The following is a 17,953-nucleotide window of genomic DNA, read 5'->3' on the forward strand; positions in this document are numbered from 1 at the left end:
TTTGTGCTAGTGCTGACATAAGATGCGATCGCCCATTATGCCCCACAAGTAGAGTTGTTGGTACTGCGATCGCAGCTAATAAATATAGTAAAAACCTGGTTTATGCTTCACGACTCCCTAGTACGGGCGCACAGCAGTGCGCCCGTACCGACTCCCGCTAATTCTGACTAATCGGCACATTTCTAAACGTTCCCGTCTCTGGGATAAAAAGATCGAGAGTATTAACCCCCTCTGGTACTTGTAGCCAAACATAAGCATCCGTGTAAGTTTGCGGACGCAGATAAAATAGAAATACTGGATTAGTGGCTCGATTTAGAAAGTCAAAGGCTCTGTAAGTCTCGCTAGTTTCGGGGTTACGGGCTGTAGTGGCGCTGACGGTAATTACGTCCTGAAAATTTGGCTGTTTTGTACCCAGCCGCCAAATTCGCATTTTGACATTCACAAGATTGCGAGTTGCCAATTCGGGATTATTCAAGCGTTGTGCTGAAATGACTTGGACTTGCGCTTTATTATCCAAAGCTTTACGAATCAAGCCGTTTGGTTGCATCATCAAGCTACCAGTCGCTTGCATTGCTGTCTTGCTGGAAGTTGCCGCGCGAGAAACTACTCTAGTAAATGGATTTGCAGCCGCGATCGGCACATTTTTAAACGGCGTAGTTTGATCGACAAACAGATCGATTGTCGTGACTCCCTGCGGTACGTCGAGGACGACATAAGCATCGATGGGTTTATTCTGACGCAGTTTACTGAGTGAAATTCTACCTGACGATCGCCGCATGAAATCAGTGGCTCGATAGACTTCGCTAGTTTCGGAATTGCTTGCCATAGTCGAACCAATGCTAATCGTACCTTCTATAAGTGGCGTATCTGTAAGTTTTTCAATCTGCATTTCCACGTTAACTTCATCTGGCTTGCCAGGAATTCTTTTGACGGCAATAATCGTGACTTGGACTTGATTGCCAAAAGCTGTTTGAACTAAGTTGGCTGCTGGAACTTTTGTTGCAGGTGGTACGGACATTAAGTCGCGATGGCTGCCTTTGTCAATTTGAGTGGTGGAGAATAATTTTAAATATTCGTCAAGTAATAATCCGCCGATAATGGCGCTACAAATCCCAATAACCAAGGCGATCGCCAATAAAAAGTACGTTTTACTCTCGCGATCGCTGCTTTGAGCCATATTTGGTATGCTAAGAGTCTTTTTGTCAGGCGATTGTTTAGCGATTTGTACTTTAGTCATATAGTTTTAATCGTCTGTACGCATTTCATCGTCTACACGCAGTCGGCAGTAATTATACGGGTCGGAGATTAAGTAAATCGTACAATATGTATCAGCAAAAACATGATGAAATCTGCTTTTAGGGATATTGTCAAACCAGTTAGCCTACTGCTAACAATTGCCAATGCTCAGATCTACTTGATGCTACCAGCCATAGCTAATAAGATTCCAGACGCATCTTTACCACATGCATCTTTAAATGCATCCTTAAAAATTGTCCAGCAACCTTTACGTAACGCAACAACTGCTATTTGCCCCGCTCAATTAGAAACAGCAATCGCCACCGCGATCGATCGCCCCCAACTCAATCGCGCCCGTTGGGGGATTTCAATCCAAACCGTGAATCGCGGCGATCTGCTCTACAGTCGGGACGCTCAAAACTATTTCATTCCAGCATCTAACGTCAAACTATTCACAACCGCTGCCGCTTTGCAAAGACTGGGTTCGCAATTTCAAATTCGCACTTCTGTTTATCCCACGATCGCGGGTGGTTTACGAGTTATCGGTCGCGGCGACCCTAGCTTAACCGACATCCAGTTGCAAGCATTAGCAAAACAGATAAAACAGCAGCAAATTCACCGCATCAGTCAGTTAGTGGCAGAAGATGATTATTTTCAAGGTTCCGTCATTAACCCCAGCTGGCAATGGGAAGATATACAAGCAGACTATGGCGCACCTGTCAATAGTTTGATTCTGAATCAAAATACTATTAAGTTAACTGCAATACCACAACAAGTCGGTCAACCCCTACGCCTCAATTGGTCTGACTTGAGGGAGGGTATGCAATGGCAGATTGAAAATGAAGCGATCGCTGTTCCCGCAGCTAAATCTTCGCTTAACGTCAGCCGCGACTCAGGCGCAGCAATACTCAAAGTAACCGGAAAGATGGGAATTGATGCACCATCTGAATCAATAAATTTAGCGGTTGTCGATCCAAAAGCGCATTTTTTACGCCACTTGCAGCGCAGTCTTGCCCAAGCAGGAATTACGTTATCACCTGGTGACGAGTTAGTGCAACAACAAGATCGACAGTCTTTCCTCGGATTGCGGGAGATCGCATTTGTCGCCTCGCCACCGCTATCAGAGTTATTAGTGGAGACAAATCAACAGAGTAACAATCTCTATGCTGAAGCTTTACTGAGAATACTGGGAGTGAGGGTACAGCTAACGCCTACGACACGATCGACGGCTGAAATTGGCTTGCAGAATGTCAAAGAGACTTTGACTACCTTGGGTGTCGATCCTACGGGTTACGTGCTGGCAGATGGATCGGGATTATCGCGGCAAAATTTAGCTAGTCCAGTTGCGATCGCCCAAACTCTTAGAGCGATGGCAAATTCACCCCTTGCCTCTGTATATCGTACCTCTTTACCCGTCGCTGGTGTAAGTGGTACTTTGAAAAGTCGCTTTCAAGGTACAACTGCACAAGGAATTGTCTTAGCAAAAACAGGGACGATGAGTGGTGTTGTTGCCTTGTCTGGATATATCAATCCGCCTAATTACGAACCTTTGGTTTTTAGTATTATCGTCAATCAATCTGAGCAGCCTGCATCAGTTTTGCGACAGATAATCGATCGCATCGTGTTGTTTTTAACTCGTTTGCAACGCTGTTAGTTTGAATTTAAACCCTAATTCAAAATTCGATAATTCTACCTTTACTGAGAGAACCGTTTTCGTATTCGCTCAGTTTATTACTAATCGATTGATACCCGTGCGATCGCACGACATCTTAAAATTCGCTCATAATAAGTAAGAGCAAAAACTAATTGTAGTAGAATCGTGACCGCATTAGTCAATAACTCAACTTCTATTTTCCGTCTCTCACCTTTAATTCGGATTACACTGCTGAGTCTATACATAGCCCTCACCATACCATTGCCATTTTTAGCAAAAGTGACTGCCGCACCAGTTCCTCCAGTCTGGTTGTGGATAGGAATTAGCATCGGTTTGATCGCCCTATACGCCGCACTTAGCGAACGAGTCATACTGGACGACCAAGGAATTCAGGTGACATATCCCCTATGGGTTCCTAAATGGTTTCGGCGCGGTTGGTCTTTATCTTGGTCGGAGGTAAAAGAGTTAAAACCCCGTACTACCGGACAAGGCGGACTCGTATACTATTTCCTCAGCCAGGAAGGGAAAGCTTATTTGTTACCGATGCGGGTAGCTGGATTTGCCAAATTGGTGCGGGAAGTACAAGTCAAAACTGAAATCGATACTACGGATGTCATTCCCCTATCACAGCCTTGGATGTACTTAATTTTGTTGGGATTTACTCTGCTGTTATTATTAGTTGATGCCTGGACAGTTACCACTGCGATCGCATTTAACTAGGAGCAAGGAGTGAGGAGTGAGGAGTGAGGTAGCACAGTTAAGACTAGAAGGAGTCAGCCTAGCTGCAACAATAGGTTCTCAGTACTTATTGCAGGATATTTCCTTTGAGGCATTTCCAGGCGATCGCATTGCAATTATCGGTGCTTCTGGGGCAGGAAAAACATCTTTGTTGCGGATTGTCAATCGCCTCAACGAACCTACAACTGGATCGATTTATTTAGAAGGGAAAGAATATCATCAAATTTCTGCGATTCAGTTGCGCCAACAAGTGACGCTAGTAATGCAAGAATCAAAACTATTGGGAATGACAGTCAGAGAGGCTTTGCAATACCCTCTAGTTTTACGCAAAATGCCGCGAGCGCAAATCCAGCAGCAAATTGCCTACTGGATGGAACAGTTACATATTCCCGAAGATTGGTTAGAAAAGACAGAACTACAACTTTCAGTCGGACAAAAACAACTCGTTGCGATCGCCCGTGCTTTAGCTACCCAACCGAAAATTCTTTTACTCGACGAACCAACTTCTGCTTTGGATGCAGGTAAAGCATCTCATTTAATCGAAGTATTAATCCAACTAGCAGATAGCGGTCAAACAACAATATTAATGGTCAATCATCAACTCGAATTAGCTCAACAATTTTGTACGCGAGTGTTATTCCTGCAAGCAGGACGTTTGAGCCAAAATGTGTCCAATTCTAGTCAACTTGACTGGGACAAATTAAAAGCAAATTTAATCCAAGCTGAAACAAAAGCAACCCAAGAATGGCTTTAAAGAAAGCCCCCTTATTCAGGGGGTTAAGGCGCTCTAAAAGCCCCTCCTTTTGAAATTGGGGTTAGGGGAATCTGAAAGCCCCCCTTTATAAGGGGGGTTGGGGGGATCTTCTCAAGCTTCAAAAGTATCTTTCAATACCGTTCTTGCTGCTAAATGATTGCGCGTAGACTTAAGAATATCTGCTTCCCGCTCTAGCCGCGCCGCCGTATCTTGCATTTCCAATAGTGTTTGCTGTTCTGCCGCAACACCGTAAAGATTGCTGGCTACCCAGTAGGATAATTCTGTAGGTAAATCGGGAATATTTTCTGGTAAATCTATCTCCTGTTCTGTCAATTTAGCAGATAGCCTGACTACATCTCGCAGCAGTTGCTCTACTTCTCGTGCCATTGGTCTAAGGTCTTTTTGCGGTGGATTGTCTTCAATCCATTCCACCAAACCAACTTTGTAAGGTTTTTCCCGCACGTATTCCAAAACCCGAAACCGCTGTTGTCCGAGAGTAGCTACTCTCATCCGGTCATCAGGTAAACGCTGATACTGAATAATTTCAGCGCAGCATCCAACTCTAGCAGGTTGACCTTGCACGGGGTCCCACAATAGTACCCCAAAGCGGCGATCGCTTTCTAGAATTGTATTCATCATAATTCGGTAGCGGAACTCAAAAATGTGTAGAGGTAGGGGGCGATTAGGAAAAAGCACTACCTCTGGCAATGGAAACAGTGGGAGTTCTCGCACCGCTATTTGAGAAGAAGATGTCATTGTCTATTCGTAAAAACGGTAACTGCGCATCCTGTTTTTACTTTAACGGATTTGTTTACAATTAGTTAACAGTTGACGGCTGACTGTTGACGGTTGACGTTTAACTGTCAACTGTCAGCAACTCAACGAGCATTTTACAACTTAAGCGAGCGTGTTAAAGCTTGACTTCAATATCTACACCCGCAGGTAAGTCGAGTTTCATTAAAGCGTCAATTGTTTTAGAAGAAGGTTGGTAAATGTCAATAATTCGGCGGTGAGTGCGAGTTTCAAAATGCTCTCTAGAATCTTTATCAACGTGGGGCGATCGCAGCACGCAATAAACGCGGCGCTTTGTAGGTAAGGGAATTGGACCGATAGCTGTAGCGTTTGTCCGGTTTGCCGTATCAACAATCTTCTCGCAAGAGGTATCGAGTAAGCGGCGGTCAAAAGCTTGTAAGCGGATGCGAATTTTTTGCTGCTGAAGGGTAGCCATTTTTAGTTTTCTTGGTTCGGTTTATTTAGTAATCTCGTTGGAGTTATAAGAAACTCGTTTGGGCTGTCATTGGTCATGAGTCATTCGTCATTTGTATTTACCACCAATGACAAATGACTAGTGACAAACAACAAATTAAAGCAGAAAAGCATTATACCCCATTAGGCTTAGCTTTTCTGCTCTAAGTTAATAGCTGGTCGTTCTACTTCACAATTTTAGAAACAACACCAGCACCAATAGTACGACCGCCTTCGCGAATTGCAAAGCGCATTCCTTGTTCGATCGCGATCGCGTTGATCAATTCTACGGTCATTTTGACGCGATCGCCTGGCATCACCATTTCAGCAGCACTACCATCGTCAGCAGTGAATGCCGCAATTGTACCAGTTACGTCTGTCGTCCGCACGTAGAACTGTGGACGGTAGCCAGAAAAGAAAGGAGTTTTCCGACCGCCTTCTTTTTCCGTCAGCACGTACACTTCAGACTCAAATTGAGTATGAGGGGTAATACTACCAGGCTTAGCAATCACCATGCCGCGCTCGATATCTTCCTTCTTCAAACCCCGTAGCAGCACGCCTACGTTGTCGCCAGCCATGCCTTCATCCAAGGTCTTCTGGAACATTTCTACACCAGTAACGGTGGTGCTACGAGTGCCTTTGATTCCAACCAATTCAACGGTTTCACCAACCTTGACTTTTCCACGCTCGATTCTACCAGTTGCAACAGTACCGCGACCGGAGATCGAAAATACGTCTTCTACTGCCATCAAGAAAGGCTTATCAATATCCCGTTCTGGAGTAGGAATGTAGCTATCGACTGCATCCATCAATTCGTAGATTTTATCAACCCACTCATTGTCACCCCGCGCAGTTGTAGGAGTTTTGATCATTGTTTCCAGTGCTTGCAACCCGCTACCTTTGACGATGGGAATATCATCGCCAGGGAAGTCATAGGAACTCAACAGTTCGCGCACTTCCAGTTCTACGAGTTCCAACAATTCTTCATCGTCTACCATGTCTACCTTATTCAGGAAAACGACGATGTTGGGAACTCCCACCTGTTTGGCTAACAGAATGTGTTCGCGAGTCTGGGGCATAGGACCGTCTGCCGCAGATACTACCAGGATCGCGCCGTCCATTTGCGCCGCACCCGTGATCATGTTCTTCACGTAGTCAGCATGTCCTGGGCAGTCTACGTGAGCGTAGTGGCGGTTTTCGGTTTCGTACTCTACGTGAGCGGTATTGATGGTGATACCCCGTGCTTTTTCTTCTGGAGCTGCATCAATATCGTCGTATTTTCTAGCTTTCGCCTGACCCAAAGCTGCTAGGGTCATGGTGATAGCTGCCGTCAACGTGGTTTTGCCGTGATCGACGTGACCAATTGTACCAATGTTAACGTGAGGTTTAGTTCTCTCAAACTTTGCGCGTGCCATGAGTTCTCGGTTCCTTTTTTATTAAAAGCGATTAGCGATTAGCGATTAGCAATTAGCAATTAGCAATTAGAGATTAACTAAAGCTAATAGCTAACAGCTAACAACTCCATCTATGTCCCTTTGCTCTTAGCAATAATTGCTTCAGATACGTTGCGAGGTACTTCTTCATAATGGCTAAACTCCATTGAGAAGATACCCCGACCTTGGGTTTTCGAGCGGATATCTGTAGCATAACCAAACATTTCTGCTAGCGGAACCTTAGCAGTCACTTTGGATAAGCCTTGTTCCGATCCCATGCCTTCGATTTGACCGCGACGAGAGTTAAGGTCGCCCATCACATCCCCCAGGAAGTTTTCGGGAACTTCAACTTCGACTTTCATCATTGGCTCCAGTAGTACTGGCGATGCTTTTGCTACTGCTGCTTTCATTGCCATTGAGCCAGCAATTTTGAAAGCCATTTCCGACGAGTCTACTTCGTGGTAAGAGCCATCGGTCAATGTCGCTTTGACATCGATCAGCGGATACCCAGCTAGTACGCCAGATTCGCAAGTTTCCTTCATCCCCTGTTCTACAGGTCCGATGTACTCTTTGGGTACAGAACCACCAACGATCTTAGAGACAAATTCAAACCCACTGCCTGGTTCGCCTGGTTCTAGATCGACGACAACGTGACCATACTGACCTTTACCACCGCTCTGACGAATGAATTTCCCTTCAACTTTCGTGACGTGCTTGCGAATGGTCTCGCGATAAGCTACTTGTGGCGCTCCGACGTTTGCTTCCACTTTAAATTCGCGGAGCATTCGGTCTACCAGAATTTCTAGGTGGAGTTCGCCCATCCCAGCAATTACGGTTTGGTTCGTTTCGGGATCGACACTAACCCTGAAAGTAGGATCTTCTTCAGAGAGGGATTGCAGCGCTTTGGACAATTTGTCCATGTCCTGCTTGGTTTTTGGCTCTACTGCTACCGAGATTACCGGCTCTGGGATAAACAGAGATTCCAAAATGACTGGCGCACTGTCGTCACACAAAGTATCGCCTGTCAAAGTGTCTTTTAATCCTAATGCCGCACCCAAGTCGCCTGCACGCAATTCTTCAACATCGATCCTGTCGTCTGCTCGCAATACTACTAAGCGAGAAATTCGCTCTTTCTTGTTTTTGGTGGCGTTAAGGACGTAGCTACCTTTTTTCAGCACGCCAGAATAGACGCGCACGAAAGTCAAGCGCCCGTAGGGGTCAGCCATGATTTTGAAAGCGAGTGCTGACAGCGGTGCATCGTCGTCAGCAAAGCGCTCGACTGTCTCGCCATTGACGGTTGTTCCCTGAATTGGCGGAACTTCTGTAGGTGCTGGCAGGTAATCTACAACACCGTCTAGCAAGCGCTGCACGCCTTTATTTTTGAAGGCAGAACCGCATAACACGGGAACGATCGTACCTGCAATCGTGCCTTGCCGCAGTCCTTTACGGATTTCAGCTTCATTCAGTTCTTCACCTTCTAGATACTTCTCTAGTAAGGCTTCATCGGTTTCTGCTACTGCTTCAACTAGCTTCGTGCGATACTCTTGTGCTAGCTCTTGCAGATCGGCAGGGATCTCTACTTCTTGAATATCCGTACCTTGATCGTTGCCGTAGATGTAAGCGCACATCTTGACTAGATCGATCAGACCTTTGAAGTCGGTTTCACTACCAATGGGTAGCTGAATCGGTACTGCGTTGGTGCGGAGGCGATCGCGCACCTGATTGTATACTCGGTAAAAATCTGCTCCAGTCCGATCCATCTTATTGACAAAGATGATGCGTGGCACCTTATACCGATCTGCCTGTCGCCAAACTGTCTCTGTTTGAGGCTGTACGCCACCTACGGAGCATAAGACTGTGATTACGCCATCTAATACCCGCATGGAGCGTTCCACTTCAATCGTGAAGTCTACGTGACCAGGAGTGTCGATGATATTAATTTGATGGTCTCTCCAGTTGGTGGTGATCGCAGCAGCAGTAATTGTAATGCCACGCTCCCGCTCTTGAGCCATCCAGTCAGTTACCGCTGTTCCTTCGTGGACTTCACCGATCTTATGGATCATTCCAGAATAGAACAGAATTCGTTCTGTCGTTGTTGTCTTGCCCGCATCAATGTGAGCCGCAATTCCAATATTGCGGATTTTTTCCAGCGGAACGGTACGTGCCACAGCTACCTCCTTGAGTAGTTTTTGCCGCAGGTATCTCTATATTACTCTCTGTTAAGATTCTATACTTTTAGGGAAAGCCGCCACCAAAATAGGGGGATATTGCCTAGTCTTATCGCTTTTTCCGAGCAACTTTTTAGTAACGGTAGTGAGCAAAGGCTTTGTTGGCATCAGCCATCCGGTGAGTCTCTTCCCGTTTGCGGATCGAACTACCCGTCTCATTAGCAGCATCCATCAATTCGTTCGCCAACTTCATAGACATAGAACGACCGGAACGCTGTCTAGAAAATTGGATCAACCAGCGTAATGCTAGTGCCGTTCCCCGTTCTGGTCTGACTTCCATCGGTACTTGGTAGGTTGCTCCTCCCACCCGACGAGCTTTGACTTCTACTAAAGGTGTAGCATTCCGCACGGCTTTCTCGAAAGTTTCCAGCGGATCGTTGCCAGTACGCTCTTCGATTGTTTTCATCGCATCATAAATGATTCTTGCTGCCAGCGATTTCTTGCCACTGCGCATGACGCGGCGCATCATCATACTAATCAGGCGACTGTTGTATACGGAATCGGAAGGGATGGGGCGCTTTTGCGCTACAGCACGACGGGACATAAGTTATTCTTTACGTTTAGTTTGATTGGGGTTGGCAACAACAGAACTAAGTTTTCATGGCATGGTGGCTTTGCGGTAACTAGCACAAGGCAGTTGAAAAATCTAACACCGTTTATTGCGTCGCCGCGATCGCACTTTTGCTTAGCCGAAGCTTTAGCTATTATGACGACAGGTAAAGCTTACTAGTTAGATATGCCGTTGTTTTGCCTGCTGGTGCTGACTTTCATTCCGATTTTAGGCATCTTACCTCAAAAAAAGTAAAAAATCCTATAACCGCAATGATGTCAGCAGCAGAATTACCTTACTGCTTTGGTCTCTTAGTTCCGTACTTCGAGCGTCCTTGTTTGCGGTCTTTTACTCCAGCGGTGTCCAAAGTACCGCGAATGATGTGATACCGCACGCCTGGTAGATCTTTTACCCTACCACCACGAATCATGACGACGGAGTGTTCTTGCAGGTTATGTCCGATACCAGGAATATATGCCGTAACCTCAAAACCAGAAGTTAGGCGAACCCTAGCAACTTTTCGTAGAGCTGAATTGGGCTTTTTCGGTGTGGTCGTATATACTCTTGTACAAACGCCCCGACGTTGCGGACATTGTTTCAGAGCAGGGGATTTTGTTTTCTTTTTCGCTACTTGACGTTCGTTACGGATGAGCTGCTGTATGGTTGGCATGATTTACAGCGCGTAGTTTTAGCTGCTTAAATTTAACGATCTATGATTATACCGATTTTAGTAAATTTATGTCAAACAGGGAGTCAGTTATCGTAGGGGCGGATGCGCGCAAATAGATGTCTTTGGTCAAAACTGGCTCGTACAGTTGTCAGTGGTTAGTTATTAGCTATCTAAAGTAGAAATGTAGTATGTCGCCTCTCTATTCTTTAGAGTCTACTTCCATAGTAAAGGAGTTGCCACAACCACAAGTCGAGATCGCTTGAGGATTAGAGAAGCGAAATCCTCCACCCATTAAGTCTTCTGAATAATCGAGTTTTAAATTTTGAATGTAGTCTAAGCTGTCGGCATCGATCGCTACAACAATACCGTTGCAGTCTAGAATGCAATCACCCTGCTCTGTTGCCTCGTCAAATCTCAAATCGTAAAACAAACCAGAGCAACCCCCAGCTTGCACGCACAAACGAAAGAAAGCGTCGGGATTGCTCTGTTTAGATCGAAGTCGTTGAATTTCTCTAGCAGCAGAGGGACTAATTTGAATCATTGAACTAGGCAGTAGGGAGTCGTAGGGGCGGGTTTACTGAAAGACTTAGCTACTAAAAGGTATTTCGGGTGAACCCGCCCGTACAGGAGTAGGGTTGATATGAAGAGTATAATACTAAACCTTAATCCCTAGCCCTTAACCCCTAGCCCCTAGAATAGTCATCTTGAAATCGGACGATATCGTCTTCGCCCAAGTATTCTCCGTTTTGTACTTCAATGAGTATCAGGGGGATTGCACCGGGATTTTCTAAACGATGAGAGGTACACTGAGGTACGTAGGTAGATTGGTTGTTACAAAGCATAATTTCGCGATCGCCACACAAAACCTTGGCAGTACCAGAAACAACAATCCAGTGTTCGCTACGGTGGTGATGCATTTGCAGGCTGAGGCGATGCCCTGGTTTAACTTCAATTCGCTTAATTTTGTATCCGCGCCCTTCTTCTAATACTGTAAAAGAACCCCAAGGGCGTAATTCCGTAGCGGCGACGCTTTTAGGAGCAACCGCGGTAGGAATCGGTAGAGTAGGTGCGTGAGCCTGGGAAGTTTCTTGAGTTTGAACCATGAATTTTTCTCCTGATAACTGTTATCCACTATTAAAAATAAAAGGAACCAAAACAAAAGACAGTGACAGTAATAACCGCAGCAATAGCAATGCAATAGCAATAATATGTCGAGTATAGCCTTAGCCCAAGATAGCAGACTTCTTCCGAGGAGTGTCATCAGTAAACTTGCCGATTGGTATGGGCTACATCAATTCTTTACTTACTAGTCGTTAAGCTTTAAATAATCTTCATCAAAAAGGGTAATTGGTAGTTGGTCGATTGCGACTCGCAACTCACCACTCACTACTCACTTTCTAGAAAAATTCCCAACCCGTTGTGAACGCGAGCTGCGGTGACAGGAGAGCGATTGACGAGTTGTCCCCCTAAGTAAAGGCTGGTGGAACTACCTCCGTCAAGATTGAGAGCATCAATACTACCCAATTGCTGCAAAAGCTTGGCAGTTTCCCATAAAGTAGAACCAGCCCCACCCACTCGGTTGTGAACTGTAGCAATGAGCAAGTTACCTGTTGCCGTGACACCAATAGCGCTACGCACGGCGGTTTGGCGGCTGAAGGCATCGCTGAATCCTTCTGCTTTGGCGTTGAGAACGATTTGGCGGTTTTGAACTAATAATGGTCCAGCACCGAGCGCGTGAGGGTATTGAGCAAACTCGTTGGGAACAGTGCCATCGGTCAAGCGTACCAGCGTGCCAATAGGCAGTAGGTTAGCAGTACTACCAGTCCTGAATGCGAGTAAGTAACCGTTGAGTGGGATGGGAAAGGCGGTTTTTCCGGCTAAACCGCCTGAAAGATTAGCGGTAACTTGATTATTTTGGACGATCGCGATCGCTTCGTTATTCGTCAAGGGCGTATAGGTAGTTCCCCAATCAGAGGTATAACGGGAAATTCCTGCTTGAATATAGCCGCTATTCAGATTGACGATTGGCAAACTTTGCCCCGTAGAAGCGATCGCTGTTTCTTGTCGTTGCAAGCGACCGATTTTAAATTGTCCGGCATCGTTCCAAGCGATCGCGCCTCGGTTGAGAATTGGACTAGACAGCCAGCGCCCCTCGCGACGAATTGCCCCCAAGGGTAATTTGTTGTTACGGTTAAAAAATCCAGCGTTAATAGCAGCAGTAGCTGTGTAACGTTGAGCGGTGGTCAAAATTGGGGCAGTCCCAATCAGAGAATTTGCTGCACTCCAAATTGGTCGGAGGGCTAGCCCCGCAGTGCGGGGGTTAACTTCTAACCATGTCACGGGAAAGCGATCGCGACCTAAATTAATATACTTTTGTTGCCAACGCAAGCCTCTAGCCCACAGAATATCGCGTTCCACCATCGCATCGGGGCGCAAATCGATAATGATGCGGTTAGGTTGGCTGAGGGTACTGACGCGGGGAAAGATGCCCACAGGTAAGCTGAGATCGATCGTGGTGAGATTCGCACTCGTGCCTAATTTAACCAGGGGAGTTGGTGAAATCTGACTCCGTTTTGGCAATTGGATGGCTAGAGTAGCGTTTAACTGCTGGACTAACTCAGGGTTTATGGCAGCGTCGATCGCAATTTTCCATTGTTGATATGGAGGTGAGAGGGTGGAGACTGCCTGAGATGGTAATTGCTGTTTTGGATCGTCCGGGAGTTCGGCAAGCGGCACTTTTGGTTTAGTTACCGGAGGCTGTTGCGTTAGTTGCCAGGGCGTAGGGCGATCTAAATCTACTACCAAGCGATCGCCCCACGTTTGTTTACCCTGGCGCAGCGCTGTAATCTTTGCGGCTGGCGTAGTAATTCGCAGAATGTCACCTTCGCTTTGCAGTTGCCAACCTACTTTTGCTGCTAATTGAGATAGATCTAAATAACGATACGCGCCACTGTGCCAAATGCTTGAGACGAGCGGTGGAGCATCAGGAGTCGTAAACCACCGAATCGGTTGTCGGTTCACATTCTGAGTATTCAGTAACTCTACACCCAGTTGCATCAATCCTAGATCGCTAATTGCCGTTTGAATTCTGTTTGTGGCTGGCTGCGCTTCCCACTGTCGCCAAGCTGCGGATAGAATGCGACCGTTTAAGGAGATGCGATCGCCTGCTGCAAGTAGTCCATTTGGTGTGGTGGAACGGCTGGGGGTATTTTGCGGTACGGATGATGGCGTAACAGGTGGGGTTACAGGCGGTTGAATTTGAGCATTAGCAGCAGTGAACGTCAGCCACGGTGCTGTAGTTAGCAACCATAATAATGCTGAAGTTGGCAGCAAACAAAATTTTCGTTTCACAGCAGGAGTCAGGATCGAGCAGGGATTCGGGTACAGTAGCACAAGTAGCTATTCCTAACATAAAGACAGCTAACGGTCAATTGTATGACAGTTATCAGTTGTCAGTGTAGAGACGTTACATGTAACGTCTGTGGTAAGAATTCTTCTTAGCTTTTTACCGAGCGCAGAAAAGTATCTCATCAGCGATCGGCGATCGCGAAATGACTTTAATGTCCGACGATCGATTGACAACCGATCGCTTACTGTGAAAGGAGAGTGTTTTTTAATACTTAATACTCGTAAAATTTTCTCCAAATAAACTCAGTAGCTCTTAATGATAGTTTTGTCTTTTTATCGATCGGATAAATATCTTGATAACTTAGTTTCATCAAAATACTTTTGATACACAAATCACTACGGAAACCACTGAAGCTATTTTAGTTCAACGAGGTGAGTTATTTAGCTATATTGTTCTATGCGATCGCAACTTTGTCACGCTAAATATACAAAAAAAACTAACTCAAGACTGCCTTGACAGGAAGGCTATGCTAATAAAAGCTATGCCAAGCTAGGCTTTGTAGCAATCTTTTTTTTCTTCGCTAACAGACTATAAACTGCACGATTTAGCAGAAATAGCACCTAAAATTAGAAATTCTCTTCAACAATAGAGAAAATAAAGAGGTATAGATAGTAGCTAGTAGTGCTAGACAGATTGAACTAACGTTTTGAGCGAACTACTGTTGACGAGAACGTTAAGTTTTGTATTTTCTAGTAATAGAGAAATTTTTGAGGTTGATGAAATGGAGGCAAATTCCTTCGACTTCGCTCCCAAAACTGCTACAGATAGGTACAGTCTTACCTATCGTAATATCTATCGTAACTTTAGAAAATCATCTATTGATATTGATATTTCAAATAGTTGTGGAGCGAGTCAAACGCGCAAGCAAACTTACTTGCGCGATCGAGAAATTCTCAACAAAATTTTATCGCTTGCGATTCAATCGCTCAATCGCGAAAATTGTTTAGACAACCTACTGTTAGAAATTAGACAAGCAATCCAAACCGATCGAGTACTCGTCTATAGTTTCGATCGCGATTGGAGTGGCACGATAGTAGCAGAATCGGTAATTGCTCAGTTTCCCAACGCCATTGGTTGCCGGATAGACGATCCTTGTTTCCGAGAAGATTACGCACAACAATATAGTGACGGACGAATACGGGCGATCGCTAATATCTATGCTGCGGATTTGACTGAGTGTCACATCAAAACTTTGGAACAACTTGCAGTTGAAGCAAGTTTAGTCGTACCAATTACAAGCGACAATGGACTGCTAGGTTTGCTCATTGCCCATCACTGCGACGCACCTCGTCACTGGCAGATAGAAGAGGTCGAGTTGTTTAGACAACTTGCCACTATAGTCAGCTCGATCCTGCAACACAAGATCTCACAACAAGAGCGGCAATCTGCTGTGGAGTATGCCCAGAGATTAAAACAAATGACTCAGGTAGTGCAGCAAGCGCACTCATCATCCGATCTGTTTAATGCTGTCACCACAACAATGAGACAGATATTTCAAGCAGATAGAGTATTAGTTTATCGTTTTGTTACAGATGGTAGCGGCATTGTTGTAGCAGAATCAGTTGCTCCTGGTTTGCCTCAAACCCTAAATCATCCGCTCGATCGCTTTTATGGGTACGAAAGCGAGATTCAACAGAGCGATCGTCAGGGAGTACGAGCGATCGCCAACATTCATACTGCTGGACTAACGATAGATCAAATCGATGCCTTAGAACAGTTTGCCGTCAAAGCTCAATTAGTCGCACCAATTGTCAGTAACGGTAAACTGGTAGGTTCGCTCATTACCCATCAGTGTATTGCACCCCGTACTTGGCAACCAACAGAAATCGATTTATTCGAGCAGATTGCCGTTCAAATTGGCTTGGCACTGGATCGGGTAGCACTGCTAGAGTATCGAGCCACAGCAGTCAAGCAAGTACAGATGCGGCAACAAATAGTGTTACAGTTGCGACGATCGCTCGTACAGTCGGATATTTTGACAACTGTGACAGACGAACTCAAATCTGCCCTACAAACCGAGCGCGTGGTAGTTTATCGCTGCGATCGCGATCGCGGTAGCACAGTTATAGCTGAATCGGTCACCCCTGGCTTACCCCAAGGTTTAAATCATCGTCTTGACGATCCTTTCTGGCGGAACGATCGCACTGCATACGAGCAAATTGGTTACGCTCGTGCTGTGAACAACGTTTACACAGCTGGACTGAGCGACCGCTGCATTCATAATTTAGAGCGCTTTGCCGTTAAGAGTAGCCTCATAGCACCTATCCTGATGCAAGATGAGCTATTTGGCTTGTTAGTTGCCCATCAATGCTTTGGTTTCAGGGAATGGCAGCAAACTGAAATTGACTTCTATACCCAAGTCGCGATCGATGTAGGTTTTGCTTTGGAACAAGCACAATTACATGGCAAACTAGCTCAAATCGCCCAAATTGCCATGCATCTTGATGGCTGTATTCCAACAACAGCGCAACAACCAGCAACAGCAAAGTCATTATCACCGCAAATAAATTGCTTCAATTCTGAAGACAAAGAACATGATGCTACGGTTGCATTCTAGTTATCAGTTATCAGTGTACAGACTTTACGTGTAAAGTCTGTACAAAGTTATCAGTTATCAGCGATCGACAATCGCTTGCATTCAAATAACGAATGACCAATGACCAATAACCAGTCGTCAATCCATCTACCCTACTGAAAAAGCTATGTCCACACCAGGTAAGCTAGAACTAACTGTCAAGATCGATCGCCTACCAGATAAAGTGAGAACTATTGCTAATGGCTGGAAGCAGTTTGAAATCGATCTAGATGGTCAAATAATTACGTTAACATTAAAGCCTCATGTTTATAAAAAGCTAGAACAAGCTCAGGAGAATTATCATCAGTGGGTGGCGAAAATTATCGGACAAATGGGCGCAAAGACAGATAAAGGTTTTTTGCTAAAAGATTGCAATGTAACAGTTTATTCTCAAACTCAATCTTCGCCATCCAAGCTTAAGCAAAAGCCACCCGATCGCCGCGATAAACCTAAAAAAGCCAATAGCAAATTTGTGGAGAAGTATCGACTATATACTGGAGAAACCTTGAATTTGTTTCAGATTGTGTTTCGCCTGACTCAAGCTGTTTTTCCTGGGGTTTTGCCTTGGGTACTCGTTTTAAGTAGTTATGGCTTTTTAATATCTGTACTTTATAGTTTTGGCATTCCTGTATCAATACCAGAAGAGAGCGATGCAATTACGCGAGCAGTATTAATTTTCAATATTGGCTTACCTTTACTATTAGTTTTCGTACTAATACAGCCCATGAAAAATTTTGGGAAGGGTGCAAGCTATGGGGTAGTTTAGTGAATACAGTGCGCAACTTAACTCGTGATTTATGGATTGGTGTTAAAGAGGAGACACCACAAGACCGGGCGCAAAAAGAGTACACTCTTAGATTAATTGTGGCTTTTGCCGTGGCGATGAAACTACATTTAAGAGGCGAACACGTCACTGATGAGCTAGGCGATTTAGTAGCAGAAACTCAGTTTTTTCGGTTGAAATATACAAACCATCCACCCCTACAAATTGCTTTTTGGATTGGTGATTATTTGCAGGAGCAACACGATCGCGATCGCTTGAATATTTATCAGTTAACATCTCTTCAAAAACTACTAGACCAGTTAGTAGATATTTTAGGAGGCTGCGAACGTATCTTAAAAACACCACTACCTTTAATTTATCCGTTAATTTTGAAAAAATTAGTTTTTGTTTATTGCCTTGTTATTCCCCTAGAAATTGTGAAGGAGGTAAATTGGTTTACTAGCAGCATTATTACTTTTGTGAGCTTCGTTTTATTAAGTATCGAACAAATTGGTTCTGAAATTGAAGAACCTTTCGGACACAATTCTTGCGATCTACCACTCGATATTATTTGCAATACCATACTGCATAATGTAGAAGATTTAATTGCTCTAGCTCCTCATAATGGTAGTAATAATAGAGTGCGCTAACATAGTTTTTCAAATTTAATTCTATAGTTTTGTAGAGAAGTTACATGT

At 44.9% G+C, this 17,953-nt stretch carries 17 protein-coding genes; 6 read left to right on the forward strand and 11 right to left on the reverse strand.

Features of this window, described 5'->3' with window-relative positions; genetic code table 11:
- Positions 1-157: 157 nt before the first annotated feature.
- Positions 158-1,237 carry a hypothetical protein gene (locus tag N4J56_RS27030; RefSeq protein ID WP_317109253.1) on the reverse strand — a complete coding sequence of 360 codons (1,080 nt, stop codon included), beginning with the start codon at positions 1,235-1,237 and terminating at the stop codon, positions 158-160.
- Positions 1,238-1,339: 102 nt separating this feature from the next.
- On the opposite strand from N4J56_RS27030, the gene dacB reads away from it, so the two are divergent.
- The 3 genes from dacB to N4J56_RS27045 all read left to right on the forward strand — a co-directional run bounded on the left by dacB (position 1,340) and on the right by N4J56_RS27045 (position 4,382).
- Positions 1,340-2,890 (forward strand): D-alanyl-D-alanine carboxypeptidase/D-alanyl-D-alanine-endopeptidase, encoded by a 1,551-nt coding sequence (gene dacB, locus N4J56_RS27035; RefSeq protein ID WP_317109254.1) that lies wholly within the window; start codon positions 1,340-1,342, stop codon positions 2,888-2,890.
- A 165-nt stretch (positions 2,891-3,055) separates the two neighbouring features.
- Complete coding sequence (locus N4J56_RS27040) at positions 3,056-3,610, forward strand: hypothetical protein (RefSeq protein WP_317109255.1); 555 nt, start codon at positions 3,056-3,058, stop codon at positions 3,608-3,610.
- A 16-nt stretch (positions 3,611-3,626) separates the two neighbouring features.
- Entirely contained in the window at positions 3,627-4,382 is a 756-nt protein-coding gene (locus tag N4J56_RS27045; RefSeq protein WP_317109256.1) for an ATP-binding cassette domain-containing protein, read from the forward strand.
- Between the two features lie 111 nt (positions 4,383-4,493).
- On the opposite strand, the gene N4J56_RS27050 is transcribed toward N4J56_RS27045, so the two are convergent.
- The 10 genes from N4J56_RS27050 to N4J56_RS27095 all read right to left on the reverse strand — a co-directional run bounded on the left by N4J56_RS27050 (position 4,494) and on the right by N4J56_RS27095 (position 14,153).
- Positions 4,494-5,138 carry an LON peptidase substrate-binding domain-containing protein gene (locus N4J56_RS27050; protein WP_039713673.1) on the reverse strand — a complete coding sequence of 215 codons (645 nt, stop codon included), beginning with the start codon at positions 5,136-5,138 and terminating at the stop codon, positions 4,494-4,496.
- A gap of 154 nt (positions 5,139-5,292) precedes the next feature.
- On the reverse strand, positions 5,293-5,610 hold the full coding sequence (rpsJ, locus tag N4J56_RS27055; protein WP_039713674.1) for a 30S ribosomal protein S10: 318 nt from the start codon (positions 5,608-5,610) through the stop codon (positions 5,293-5,295).
- 202 nt (positions 5,611-5,812) lie between these two features.
- A complete protein-coding gene (tuf, locus tag N4J56_RS27060; RefSeq protein WP_317109257.1) occupies positions 5,813-7,042 on the reverse strand; it encodes an elongation factor Tu in 1,230 nt (409 codons plus the stop codon).
- A gap of 110 nt (positions 7,043-7,152) precedes the next feature.
- Positions 7,153-9,228, reverse strand: a complete 2,076-nt coding sequence (gene fusA / locus N4J56_RS27065) for an elongation factor G (protein WP_317109258.1) — start codon at positions 9,226-9,228, stop codon at positions 7,153-7,155.
- Positions 9,229-9,361: 133 nt separating this feature from the next.
- On the reverse strand, positions 9,362-9,832 hold the full coding sequence (gene rpsG, locus N4J56_RS27070; protein WP_015156709.1) for a 30S ribosomal protein S7: 471 nt from the start codon (positions 9,830-9,832) through the stop codon (positions 9,362-9,364).
- Positions 9,833-10,133: 301 nt separating this feature from the next.
- Entirely contained in the window at positions 10,134-10,508 is a 375-nt protein-coding gene (gene rpsL / locus N4J56_RS27075; protein WP_015156710.1) for a 30S ribosomal protein S12, read from the reverse strand.
- Between the two features lie 199 nt (positions 10,509-10,707).
- Entirely contained in the window at positions 10,708-11,049 is a 342-nt protein-coding gene (locus tag N4J56_RS27080) for an iron-sulfur cluster assembly accessory protein (protein WP_317109259.1), read from the reverse strand.
- A gap of 142 nt (positions 11,050-11,191) precedes the next feature.
- Positions 11,192-11,611, reverse strand: coding sequence for a phosphomannose isomerase type II C-terminal cupin domain (locus N4J56_RS27085; RefSeq protein ID WP_317109260.1), 420 nt, complete (start codon positions 11,609-11,611; stop codon positions 11,192-11,194).
- A 283-nt stretch (positions 11,612-11,894) separates the two neighbouring features.
- Positions 11,895-13,859 carry a phosphodiester glycosidase family protein gene (locus N4J56_RS27090; protein WP_317109261.1) on the reverse strand — a complete coding sequence of 655 codons (1,965 nt, stop codon included), beginning with the start codon at positions 13,857-13,859 and terminating at the stop codon, positions 11,895-11,897.
- Positions 13,860-13,928: 69 nt separating this feature from the next.
- Entirely contained in the window at positions 13,929-14,153 is a 225-nt protein-coding gene (locus N4J56_RS27095; protein WP_317109262.1) for a hypothetical protein, read from the reverse strand.
- 425 nt (positions 14,154-14,578) lie between these two features.
- Between N4J56_RS27095 and N4J56_RS27100 the strand changes: the two genes are divergently transcribed.
- The 3 genes from N4J56_RS27100 (at position 14,579) to N4J56_RS27110 (ending at position 17,905) form a co-directional block, all read left to right on the forward strand.
- On the forward strand, positions 14,579-16,474 hold the full coding sequence (locus tag N4J56_RS27100) for a GAF domain-containing protein (protein ID WP_317109263.1): 1,896 nt from the start codon (positions 14,579-14,581) through the stop codon (positions 16,472-16,474).
- A 145-nt stretch (positions 16,475-16,619) separates the two neighbouring features.
- Positions 16,620-17,258, forward strand: coding sequence for a hypothetical protein (locus N4J56_RS27105; protein ID WP_317109264.1), 639 nt, complete (start codon positions 16,620-16,622; stop codon positions 17,256-17,258).
- Positions 17,192-17,905, forward strand: coding sequence for a bestrophin family protein (locus N4J56_RS27110; RefSeq protein WP_317110716.1), 714 nt, complete (start codon positions 17,192-17,194; stop codon positions 17,903-17,905). Before N4J56_RS27105 ends, N4J56_RS27110 begins: the two co-directional genes overlap by 67 nt.
- Positions 17,906-17,953: the final 48 nt, after the last annotated feature.

The organism is Chroococcidiopsis sp. SAG 2025 (genome assembly GCF_032860985.1).
GTDB lineage: Bacteria > Cyanobacteriota > Cyanobacteriia > Cyanobacteriales > Chroococcidiopsidaceae > Chroococcidiopsis.

Bases quoted from the DNA above. Each gene is read 5' to 3' on its own strand.
- N4J56_RS27080 (WP_317109259.1), bottom strand. From the start codon at position 11,049: ATGATTCAAATTAGTCCCTCTGCTGCTAGAGAAATTCAACGACTTCGA.
- N4J56_RS27105 (WP_317109264.1), top strand. From the start codon at position 16,620: ATGTCCACACCAGGTAAGCTAGAACTAACTGTCAAGATCGATCGCCTA.
- rpsL (WP_015156710.1), bottom strand. From the start codon at position 10,508: ATGCCAACCATACAGCAGCTCATCCGTAACGAACGTCAAGTAGCGAAA.
- tuf (WP_317109257.1), bottom strand. From the start codon at position 7,042: ATGGCACGCGCAAAGTTTGAGAGAACTAAACCTCACGTTAACATTGGT.
- N4J56_RS27030 (WP_317109253.1), bottom strand. From the start codon at position 1,237: ATGACTAAAGTACAAATCGCTAAACAATCGCCTGACAAAAAGACTCTT.
- N4J56_RS27085 (WP_317109260.1), bottom strand. From the start codon at position 11,611: ATGGTTCAAACTCAAGAAACTTCCCAGGCTCACGCACCTACTCTACCG.
- N4J56_RS27050 (WP_039713673.1), bottom strand. From the start codon at position 5,138: ATGACATCTTCTTCTCAAATAGCGGTGCGAGAACTCCCACTGTTTCCA.
- rpsG (WP_015156709.1), bottom strand. From the start codon at position 9,832: ATGTCCCGTCGTGCTGTAGCGCAAAAGCGCCCCATCCCTTCCGATTCC.
- dacB (WP_317109254.1), top strand. From the start codon at position 1,340: ATGATGAAATCTGCTTTTAGGGATATTGTCAAACCAGTTAGCCTACTG.
- rpsJ (WP_039713674.1), bottom strand. From the start codon at position 5,610: ATGGCTACCCTTCAGCAGCAAAAAATTCGCATCCGCTTACAAGCTTTT.